Raw genomic sequence first — 10,591 nt, 5'->3', positions numbered from 1 at the left:
ACAACCACCCACAACCCGAGAAAAAGAAGTAATTTTCAACCAACGGGGGTGGTCAAATTTCGGTGATCACAGGTGGTCAATTTTCGGTTGTCATTTCGAGATGGACAAGATCACCGAAGGAACCTTTGTTTTTTCCAAGGCATTTCCGAACGCTTCCACAGAGGAAAAGGCTCACTTTGCCAAACTTGAAGGCTGGGATTATCAGCCGGGTCCCCGACAGGTCCTGTTCGGTGATTATGCACGTCGCTGGATGCAGAGGATTTGGGCGAGTTGGCCCGAGGGAACCAAAAAGGACGACTACCGCAAGGATCTCAAGCCGATTCTCGCCCATTTTGAGGAAATGACCTTCTATCAGATTTCACTGTCTGAGTTGCAAATCTTTGTGGGAGGCCTTAAGCACCAACGGGGCTCTAAGAAAGGCAAACAACTTTCGCGTCAGCGCATTAAAAACATCATCCTGCCCTTTCGAGCCATCTGGGAGGCGGCCGTCGATGAATACCGCTGGATTTTGTCAAATCCTTTCGCCAACCCACGAAAGTACCTGCCGAATACGAAAGGCCAGCGCCGCCAAGGGTTTCGATATGACGAATGGATGCGCTTTTTTGAGCATCTGGACCCTTGGTTTCAACCAATTGCGGAACTGATGGCTCTTACAGGCTTGATCGCTTCGGAGCTTGCGGGCCTGCGTCGATCCGACATCGTCGATGGCCACATCCGCGTAAAAACCACCATTGTTCGGGGCCGCAAAAAGGGCTGCAAAACCTCCTTTCGTGAACGCAAGATTCCCATCACCCAGGCAATTCAAAAACGCCTCGACGATCTTTTAGCGCGTGACAGCAGTGAACATTTCGTTAAGGGGAAAAAGGGTGGTGTCTTTCGCGCGTCCGCCCTTTCCGGTCGTCCTTGGACAAAGGCTGCAAAGAAAAGCGGCGTCACCGGCAAGGTCCCCTATTGTCTCAGGCATAGCTTTGCCGCTTGGGCGTTGGCCCTGCGCATCGACCCCAATCGACTGGTGTCACTGATGGGCCACGGGTCGAAGAAGATGGTATACGAAGTCTATGGCAGCTACATTGAGGGGATCAATCAAGACGTACCGAAAATTCTTGCTTATTTTGGTGAAGATTTTCTACAGGCAGACCACAGCGCAATGAACAGCTTGGCATCGGTAAGCAACGAGGTGCGCTATTGGTTTGGCGTCTTGCAAGAGGAGGCTGGCCATTCGGCTCACCCGCCTTTGGTTGGTGAAAGTCTTGGTGAGAGTGACACATAAAAAAAAGCGGAACCCTTAAGGATTCCGCCTAGATACCTTGGAGCGGGAAACGGGATTCGAACCCGCGACTTCAACCTTGGCAAGGTTGCACTCTACCACTGAGTTATTCCCGCTTGATGTGGTGTTTCCCGTCAAGCGCGGTAATAAATATCAAACGAAACCAGGCAAGTCAATAAAAAATTTCACTCGGTTACCGATATTGGCTGAGGTACTGTTTAACCCGGGCCACATAGGTGCGCGTTTCCGGATAAGGGGGTACTCCGCCGAAGCGCAGGACCGTGTTGGGGCCGGCATTGTAGGCGGCCAAGGCCAGTTCGAGATCCCCGTTGAACTGATCAAGCATCATACGCAGGTAGCGGGTACCGCCGCGAATGTTCTGTTCGGGATCGCGCGGATCCTCGACATTGAGGTAGGCCGCCGTAGCCGGCATGAGCTGCATCAGGCCGATCGCGCCCTTATGTGAAATGACATGGGGATTGAAATTGCTTTCGGCTTTGATGACGGCCCGCACCAGCGCTTCTTCGAGGTTGAAAAGATCAGCGTAGCGTCGCACGTAATCCTCAATGGTCGTTGGCTCGAGCGTTTCCTTCCGAAAAAAATGAAAATTACCGGAAGTGGGTCGATTGGTGAAATGCACAACACCATCGGCGTCGACGTAACGGTAAATGTCGGCATGCGTCTGCCCTGGAGCAGCCAGGCACCCGATAAAAACCAAAAAAAAGAGTGTCCTGCGCAAATAATTTGCCATAAATGCCGTCTCCGCACTCGCTACCTTAGTGAAAAAGGCAAAAAATTTCAATCTGTTCAGTGAAATCAAAAGGCTTGACAAGGTATCTAGGCCCTTCTCATAATGAGCCGTCCTGCCGGTTTTTTGCCACCGGAGTGGCATTGGACATCATATATGTCCTTCTTGTGCAGGATTCGCACCGCCTCATAAGTCAATCTCAACCTTTTTTCGGGAAGGGAGTTTCGCCCGGTGAAATTCACTTCGGATTTTCTGATAATCGGCAGCGGCATTGCCGGTTTATCATTTGCTCTCAAGGTCGCCGAGCAGGGTCGCGTCGCCTTGGTTACGAAACGCGAACTGGCCGATTCAGCCACCAACATGGCGCAGGGCGGCATCGCTTCCGTTTTTACTCCCGAGGACAGCTTTGCCAAGCATGTCGAAGACACCATGGTCGCGGGCGTTCACCTTTCAAACCCTGAAGTGGTGCGCATGGTCATTGAAAGCGGCCCTCAGGCCATTGAAGACCTCATCTCCTGGGGCGTGGAATTTACCCGCAAAAAAGACCAGAGCTATGATCTCCACCGCGAGGGTGGACATAGTGAGCGGCGCATCTTTCATGCGCAGGACGTCACCGGTCGTGAAATCGAGCGCGCCCTCATTGAAGCGGTGCGCAGTCACCCGAACATCGTGATTTTCGAAAACCACATCGCCGTGGATCTTATCACTGAAGCCAAAGCCCTGCACCGGCGCATCAAGCCCAATCGCTGCCTGGGCGCCTATGTCCTCGACATTGTCAATGGTAAGGTTTTAACTTTCGGTGCTCGCTTCACGGTCCTCGCCACGGGCGGTTGCGGCAAGGTTTACCGCTATACCTGCAACCCCGACGTGGCCACCGGCGATGGCCTGGCCATGGCCTATCGCGCTGGTGCCCATGTGGCCAACATGGAGTTCATGCAGTTTCATCCCACAACCCTTTATCATCCGCACGCCAAATCTTTTCTTATTTCTGAAGCGGTGCGCGGCGAAGGGGCGATTCTGCGGCGCAAAGACGGCACTGCGTTCATGGAGAACTATCACCCGCTCAAGGATCTGGCCCCTCGCGNTCTGAAGCGGTGCGCGGCGAAGGGGCGATTCTGCGGCGCAAAGACGGCACTGCGTTCATGGAGAACTATCACCCGCTCAAGGATCTGGCCCCTCGCGACATCGTAGCGCGCGCCATCGACAACGAAATGAAGGTGCACGGCGACGATTGCGTGTTTCTCGACATCACGCACAAGGAAAGCGATTTCATTCGCAACCATTTTCCCAATATTTCCGAAACCTGTCTCTCCTTCGGCATCGATATGACCAGCGAACCGATTCCCGTGGTGCCGGCCGCCCATTATCTGTGTGGTGGAGTGCAGACCGACGTGTGGGGTGAAACCTGCATTCCCAACCTCTTCGCCATAGGCGAGGTGGCCTGTACCGGCCTGCATGGTGCCAATCGTCTGGCCAGCAACAGCCTGCTCGAGGGGGTGGTTTTCGCCGATCGGGCCGCTCAAGTTTGCTGCAAGCGTGTCGCGGAACCGATCCAGCCTTTTCCCGTTGTACCTCCATGGGACAGCGGCAGCGCTCGCAACAGCGATGAAGAGGTTGTGGTTGCCCACAACTGGGACGAAATTCGATTGGCCATGTGGAATTACGTCGGCATCGTACGCTCCACAAAGCGTCTGGTACGCGCGCACCGCCGCATTCAGATGATTCAGGAAGAGATTGCCGATTATTACTGGGATTTCTACATCACGTCGGATCTGATCGAATTGCGCAATATCGCCACGGTAGCCGAACTCATCGTTCGCTGTGCTCTTGAGCGTAAAGAGAGCCGCGGCCTACACTTCACCATCGACTATCCAGACCGAGACGATATCCATTCCAAAAAGGATACGGTGATCAGAAAAATGTATTGAAAAATCGGGAGCAGGCCATGGACATCAGCGATATCCGCAAACAGATCGACGCCCTCGACAACGAACTGTTGAAAATCTTCAATCAGAGGGCGCAACTTGCCCTTGACATCGGCCACCATAAAAAAAAGCTCGGATTGGCAGTCTATGATCCGGAGCGCGAAAAAAAGATTTTTGAGCGAATGAAAGCGGACAACCCCGGCCCCCTGGACGATGGCGCCATCGTGCGACTGTTCGAGCGCGTCATCGATGAATCGCGCCGACTCGAACGTATTAAGACGAAAGGGATTTAACCATGCTGGTCGTGATGAAACAAACCGCCACTGAAGCGGACATGCGCGGCGTTAAACAGTATCTGGTCGAACGGGATTTCGATTTTCACCAGTCTACGGGGGCCAACCGCACGATCATCGGCGTCATCGGCGAAACTCAGACCATCGACCGGGACGAGCTCAGGGGACTGCCGGGGGTTTTGGAAGTTTTCAAAATTCCGGAGGAAGAATAAAAGGGCTGTCCCGTTGGGGGCAGCCCTTGTCATTGGTCCCTGATCCTCTGTCCTTTGTCAAAAACTACCCCACAACCTGGGTGCGGGTCAGCACGGCGCGCAACTTCTGGCCCTGCCCTTCGATATTCTCCCGGGCGCCCTCTTCGCGGTCGACCAGGGTGACGATACCCACCACCTCGAGACCTTCTTCCTGCGCGCGTTCCACTGCTTTCATGGATGACCCGCCGGTGGTGGTGACGTCTTCAACGATAACCACGCGCGAACCGGGGGGGAGATTTTTGCGTCCTTCGAGCCACTGGCCGGTGCCGTGGCCTTTGGGCTCTTTACGGATAATGAATGCATGCACGCTTTGGCCATCCAGCAAGGCAGCGATGGAGGTTGCGGTTGCGATGGGGTCGGCACCGAGAGTCAGGCCGCCGACGCCGTGAATCGGCCCCTCGAACTGCTTGACTTCCTGCCAGAAGGCTTTGCCTACCAGGAGCCCGCCCCGCGCATGCAAGGTGGTCTGCTTGCCGTCGAAATAGAAATTGCTCTTGCGGCCCGAAGCCAGGGTGACTTCGCGTTCTTCATAAGACAACTCGCGAATGATCTGCACCAACTCGTTGCGCTCTTCCTGCGTCATGAGAATCCTCCTGAAAATAATTCTTTCACCGCTGAGGACGCAAAGCTCGCAGAGAGAATCCAGGAAAAGCTTGCCCTGCCAGGATCCCCTCCTGATCTTCCTCAGCGTTCTCAGTGCTCTCGGCGGTGAAAAGTCTCTCTAAAACAATCCCAACTGACTGTCAGCCTTCAAACGCGGAAATTTCACCGGGTAGAAGCCGCTGAAACAAGCATCGCAGAAATGCCCGCCCTTGGTGCCTCCAGGCTGGCCCACAGCGGCGCGCATGCCCTCACGGGACAGATAACCCAGGGTATCTGAGGTGATGTAGCGATTGATTTCTTCAACGGTGTGGGATGAGGAAATCAACTCTTTGCGCGTCGGCGTATCTATACCGTAATAACAGGGGAAGCTGGTCGGGGGGCTGGAGATACGCATGTGAATTTCTTTGGCTCCGGCAGCGCGAATCATCTTGATGATCTTGCGCGCGGTGGTACCGCGTACGATAGAGTCGTCAATGACCACCACCCGTTTGCCTTCGATGACTTCACGCACCGGATTGAGCTTGATTTTAACGCCGAAATGCCGGATCGACTGCTGAGGTTCGATAAAAGTTCGCCCCACGTAGTGATTGCGAATCAGGCCCAGCTGAAAAGGAATGCCGGACTCCTCGGCATACCCAATTGCAGAAGGCACGCCCGAGTCGGGAATCGGGATGACCACATCAGCGTCCACGGCATATTCCCGCGCCAGCATACGGCCAAACTCCTTGCGTACACCGTAAACCTGGCGACCGAACACAATACTGTCTGGGCGGGCAAAATAGATGTGCTCAAATATGCACGGTGTGGGATTGACTTTGCCGAAGATGTGATAGCTCTTCATGCCTTCTTTATCGACGACGATCATCTCCCCAGGCTCGATCTCGCGGATGAATTCAGCCTCGATAAGATCAAAGGCACAGGATTCGGAAGCGACCACGTAGGCGCCGTCAAGTCGTCCCAGCACCAGAGGCCTAAAGCCGTTGGGATCGCGCACTGCCACCAGGCGCGTCTCGGTGAGAAAAACCAGGCTATAGGCTCCGCGTACCACCTGCAGCACTTCGCTCACGCGGTCAGGCAGGGAGTCGGACTGCGCCTTGGCCAGAAGGTGAACAATAACCTCGGTGTCCGAGGTCGTGGAAAAAATCGAACCGGCAAGCTCCAGTTCGTTGCGGATTTCCTGAGCATTGACCAGGTTGCCGTTGTGCGCAACGGCGATGCTGCCGCGCAGGTAATCCACCATAATCGGCTGCACGTTTTTGACATCTTTGCCGCCGGCGGTGGAATAGCGCACATGGCCGATGGCAGAGGGTCCGGACAATCGGTTGAAGATCTCCTCATCCCTGAAAACATCGGCAACCAGGCCCATGCCACGATGGGCATGCAACCGCGTACCGTCCGAGGAGACAATTCCGCAACCTTCCTGGCCGCGGTGTTGCAAGGCATAGAGTCCAAGATAACTGAGGTTGGATGCTTCCGGATGGCCGAAGATGCCGAAGACACCGCATTCTTCATGCAACTTGTCAAACATAATTCGCCAAGCCTTTGCTTTTATGTAGGTTTTATGGGAACTTGACTGTTTTTGTCAAGTGAGATCAACTTTAACACAAACACCCTGGGAAAAGATACCCGCAGAGGTCATAAAACAGTCTCGCGAAGAAAGCGCACCGCATTCTGATAAAACCACAATCCCATTCCTTCCTCGGACAAGCCGGAGTCCCGGGTCCAACGAGGATGGTGAGTGCGGTGCACATAGGCTTCGGGGTGAGGCATCAGGCCGAACAGGCGCCCGCTTTCGTCGCAAACACCGGCAATACCCGCGACAGAGCCGTTGGGATTGGCCGGGTAATCAAGGGCGGTTGTCTGGAAGGACGGGTCCGAATATTTAAGTACGCACAGGTGGCGCTTTTCCATGGCCGCGAGGACCTCATCGGAGGCCGGAACGAATTTGCCTTCGCCGTGGCGCACGGGCAGATAAACGCCGTCCATACCGCGGGTAAAAACACAGGGGGAAGCAGAATCGACCTTGAGGTGCGTCCAGCGATCCTCAAAGCGGCCGCCGTCATTAAAAGTAAGCGTTGCGCTCTGAGACTGGTGATCGCCGCCGACGGCGGGCAGCAGACCCATCTTAACCATGAGCTGAAATCCGTTACAGACCCCCATGATCAGCTTGCCGTCGGCAATGAAGCGCCGCAGTTGATCACTCAGGTGCTCTTCGCTGCCCTGAATGCGGGCATGCAGCAGACGGTTTGCGCCGGCCTTGGCGCTGCCGAGATCGTCACCGTCAAGAAATCCGCCGGCCAGATTGAGAAAGTGGTAATCGTCGAGTCGCGCCCGTCCGGCGAGAAATTCGGCAATATGCACGATATCGGCAACATCGCACCCGGCCAACCGACAGGCTGCGGCCACCTCACGCTCGCAGTTGGTGCCGTTACCGGAGATAACCACTGCTCGAACAGTTTTTGCCATGATTTACATCTCCTTCAGAGGCGCCTGCCAAGCCGCCTTGAGTTCGTCAAGATCGCAGCGCATCAGGTTTTCCCCTTGCAGTCCGGTCAGACGCAGTTCGCGTTCGGCCAACACGGTGCCGAGAAGCGACACATCCAGACCCGCGAAGATTTCTTCAAATAAGGCTCGATTGTCCGGCGACATCGTCACCAGGAAGCGACTTGGTGTTTCACTGAACAGAACCTGATCGGCGCGCATGGCCGCCGTGGTTTTGACCTGACGCAAATCTGCATGAACACCAAACCCGCCGGCAAAGGCGGTTTCCGCCAGGGCCACACCAAAGCCGCCATCGGAGAGATCATGGCAGGAGGCAAGCACGCCTTGTTGCTGCGCGCGGTTGATGGCCTGGAACAACCTGAGAGCATAAGCGGCATCAACCGTCGGCACGTTGCGGCCAACCTGCCCGTGCATGGCGTAGTATTCGGAGCCTCCCAGTTCGTTGCGCGTTACACCAAGCAGGCAAACCAGATCGCCGGGGCGTTTGACATCCATGGTCACCGCACGGCGCACATCGTCCATGCGCCCCATGACCGAGAACAGCACGGTCGGCGGAATCGAGATCTTCCGGTCACCGATCATATAGTCGTTTTTCATGGAGTCTTTACCGGAAATCAGCGGCACGCCAAAAGCCACGCAATAGTCACGCAATGCCTTGTTGGCCCGCACCAGTTGCGCCGCCTTATAAGCCCCGTCGGGGGTTTTCTCGCTCTCCACCGGATCGCACCAGCAGAAGTTATCCAGGCCTGCGACATGGCCGATGTCGCCGCCAACGGCCACATAGTTGCGCAGGGCCTCGTCAATGGCACAGGCCATCATATGATAAGTGTCGATATCACTGTAGCGCGGGCAGATCCCGTGAGAGACGACGATGCCCTCGAAGCTCTCGGTCAACGGCCGGATCACAGCGGCATCCGAAGGTCCGTCATCGACTGCGCCGGTGAGAGGCTTGACCACGGTGCCCGCCTGCACCTCGTGGTCGTAGCGGCGAACCACGCTTTCCTTGGAACAGATGTTGAGCCGTCCGAGCATCGCCTTGAGTGTTTCACCCAAATCAGGCGGCTGCGCCGTATCCGGCTCCTTGAGCCCACGCGCGTCGGGGGAAAGCCATTGCGCGGGAAGCACCAATTGGGGCACGCCTTGATGTACAAATTCCATGGTTAGATAAGTGACGGTGCGCCCCTGATAGAGACAGTGAAAAAATCCCGAGGAGGTGAATTCGCCAAGATCGCTGGCCTCGACATCCATTTCAGCGGCCAGTCGGAGGAACTCATCGATCTTCTCCGGCGGCACAGCCAGGGTCATCCGCTCCTGGGCTTCGGAAATGAGAATTTCCCAGGGTTGGAGCCCGGCGTATTTCAGGGGGGCGCGATCCAGGTGCAATTCGAATCCGCCGGTATCCTCGGACATCTCACCGACGGAAGACGACAGACCGCCCGCCCCGTTATCGGTGATGGAGCTATAGAGACCGCGGTCGCGTGCCACCAGCAGAAAATCGAACATGCGGCGCTGAGTGATGGGATCGCCGATCTGCACCGCGGTGGCCGGCGAGCCCTCATGCAATTCCTCCGAAGAGAATGTCGCGCCGTGGATGCCATCCTTGCCGATGCGACCGCCGACCATGACGATGCGATCACCGACTTCGGCTTTCTTTTCATGGCAGGGTTTGCCGTGCAAGGTTGCCGGCATGATCGAACCGGTGCCGCAGTAAACCAAGGGCTTTCCGGCAAAGCGCTCGTCAAACACGATGGAGCCGTTGACGGTGGGGACGCCGCTTTTGTTGCCACCGTGCTCAACCCCTTCGACCACCCCTTCGAAAATGCGTCGCGGGTGCAGTAGGCGCGGCGGCAGGGGTTTGTCGTAAAAAGGTGAGGCAAAGCAGAACACGTCGGTATTGAACAGCAGGCGCGCCCCCATGCCGGTGCCGAAGGCATCGCGGTTGACGCCGACGATACCGGTCAGCGCGCCGCCGTAAGGGTCCAGGGCGCTGGGCGAGTTGTGGGTTTCGACCTTGAAGGCAATGCTCCAGTTCTCGTTGAAACGAATGACCCCGGCGTTGTCCTTGAACACCGACAGGCAGAAGTCGTCATCACCGAGATTTTCCCGAACCCGGCGGGTGGTTTCGGCGATGAAGTTGCGAAACAATGAATCAATGGTTTCGCGCCCGCCCTCACCGTCCTCGTATTCCATGCGTGCGGCAAAAATCTTATGCTTGCAGTGCTCGCTCCAGGTCTGCGCAAGCGCTTCGAGTTCGGCATCGGTGAGCTTGTCGCCAAGCCCCGCTTGCGCACGTTGGGCGACCACCGCCGGATCGGCGACATAAGCCTGGATGGCTTTCATTTCTTCGAGGTTCAGCGCCAGCATGCCTTCTTTGCTGATTTTGAGCAGCTCGTCGTCACTGACATTGAGGTCGATTTCGCGAATCTCGGGGGGCGCGGTGCTGATCACTTTGGGCACCGTGATCGGGACACCGCGTTGGGGATCGAATTCAGCACGCGACAAAATGGTCCAACGTTGAATCAGGGCATTGCCAAGAAAATCATGGGCGATGTGCTCAGCCGCCGCCTTATCGATGCGCCCCTTGAGAAGATATTGCACGGAGGTATAAACCCCCTCCCCCGCGGCGAATTTGCGTCCAGTGAGGTACTGAATCGCTTCGCGGGCGGTACGGCCCACATTGTCGGTCACGCCAGGGCGAAATCCCACCTCGATGAGCATGTCAAAGTCGTGGGCCAGGGGCCGATTGACGGCAACATCCTGAATAACCGCGTCGCAAAAGGGGCCTTGCGCGGCGGCCTCCACTTCGGCATCGCTCAATTGCGCATCGACGGTGTAAACATCGATGGTACGCACGCTTTCCAGCTCAATCTGCAAATGATGGCTGATTTCGCGCCGCACCCGCTCGCCACGCGCGTCTCGTACGCCGTCTTTCAACCCGACGATGATTCTCCAGGGCATGGAATCTCCTGTTTCACTCTGTTTGGTTTGCAGGGGCGGATTGC

8 protein-coding genes, 1 tRNA gene and 1 pseudogene are annotated in these 10,591 nt (G+C 56.2%); 4 read left to right on the top strand and 6 right to left on the bottom strand.

The genetic code is table 11. The features are described 5' to 3' along the window. Nucleotides 1-1,270, top strand: a 1,270-nt coding sequence (locus GFER_RS16590; RefSeq protein ID WP_235264117.1) for a tyrosine-type recombinase/integrase, incomplete at its 5' end; no start/stop codon positions are given. 38 nt (nt 1,271-1,308) lie between these two features. Here the strand turns inward: GFER_RS16590 and GFER_RS16585 are convergent. Together GFER_RS16585 and GFER_RS16580 are read right to left on the bottom strand one after the other, a co-directional pair. Next, a tRNA-Gly gene (locus GFER_RS16585) sits at nt 1,309-1,383 on the bottom strand. Between the two features lie 77 nt (nt 1,384-1,460). Then, nucleotides 1,461-2,018 (bottom strand): lytic transglycosylase domain-containing protein, encoded by a 558-nt coding sequence (locus GFER_RS16580; RefSeq protein ID WP_052446529.1) that lies wholly within the window; start codon nt 2,016-2,018, stop codon nt 1,461-1,463. A gap of 228 nt (nt 2,019-2,246) precedes the next feature. Here GFER_RS16580 and GFER_RS19830 point away from each other — a divergent pair. From GFER_RS19830 to GFER_RS16565, 3 genes and pseudogenes are all read left to right on the top strand, one after another. After that, a pseudogene (locus GFER_RS19830) lies at nt 2,247-3,943 on the top strand (L-aspartate oxidase). A gap of 17 nt (nt 3,944-3,960) precedes the next feature. Next, on the top strand, nt 3,961-4,233 hold the full coding sequence (locus GFER_RS16570) for a chorismate mutase (RefSeq protein ID WP_040101163.1): 273 nt from the start codon (nt 3,961-3,963) through the stop codon (nt 4,231-4,233). 2 nt (nt 4,234-4,235) lie between these two features. Beyond that, on the top strand, nt 4,236-4,445 hold the full coding sequence (locus GFER_RS16565; RefSeq protein ID WP_040101136.1) for a hypothetical protein: 210 nt from the start codon (nt 4,236-4,238) through the stop codon (nt 4,443-4,445). A 64-nt stretch (nt 4,446-4,509) separates the two neighbouring features. Here the strand turns inward: GFER_RS16565 and pyrE are convergent, their stop codons facing one another. The 4 genes from pyrE to GFER_RS16545 all read right to left on the bottom strand — a co-directional run bounded on the left by pyrE (nt 4,510) and on the right by GFER_RS16545 (nt 10,547). Continuing rightward, nucleotides 4,510-5,067, bottom strand: a complete 558-nt coding sequence (pyrE, locus tag GFER_RS16560) for an orotate phosphoribosyltransferase (RefSeq protein WP_040101135.1) — start codon at nt 5,065-5,067, stop codon at nt 4,510-4,512. Between the two features lie 138 nt (nt 5,068-5,205). Next, nucleotides 5,206-6,615 carry an amidophosphoribosyltransferase gene (purF, locus tag GFER_RS16555; RefSeq protein ID WP_040101134.1) on the bottom strand — a complete coding sequence of 470 codons (1,410 nt, stop codon included), beginning with the start codon at nt 6,613-6,615 and terminating at the stop codon, nt 5,206-5,208. Between the two features lie 107 nt (nt 6,616-6,722). After that, nucleotides 6,723-7,553, bottom strand: coding sequence for a phosphoribosylformylglycinamidine synthase subunit PurQ (locus tag GFER_RS16550; protein WP_040101133.1), 831 nt, complete (start codon nt 7,551-7,553; stop codon nt 6,723-6,725). 3 nt (nt 7,554-7,556) lie between these two features. Beyond that, on the bottom strand, nt 7,557-10,547 hold the full coding sequence (locus GFER_RS16545; RefSeq protein WP_040101132.1) for a phosphoribosylformylglycinamidine synthase subunit PurS: 2,991 nt from the start codon (nt 10,545-10,547) through the stop codon (nt 7,557-7,559). Nucleotides 10,548-10,591 lie beyond the last annotated feature (44 nt).

This window comes from Geoalkalibacter ferrihydriticus DSM 17813, from assembly GCF_000820505.1.
Lineage (GTDB): Bacteria > Desulfobacterota > Desulfuromonadia > Desulfuromonadales > Geoalkalibacteraceae > Geoalkalibacter > Geoalkalibacter ferrihydriticus.
The sequence above is the reverse complement of the archived record's forward strand: the minus strand, read 5'-3'. Positions and strand labels throughout refer to the sequence as shown.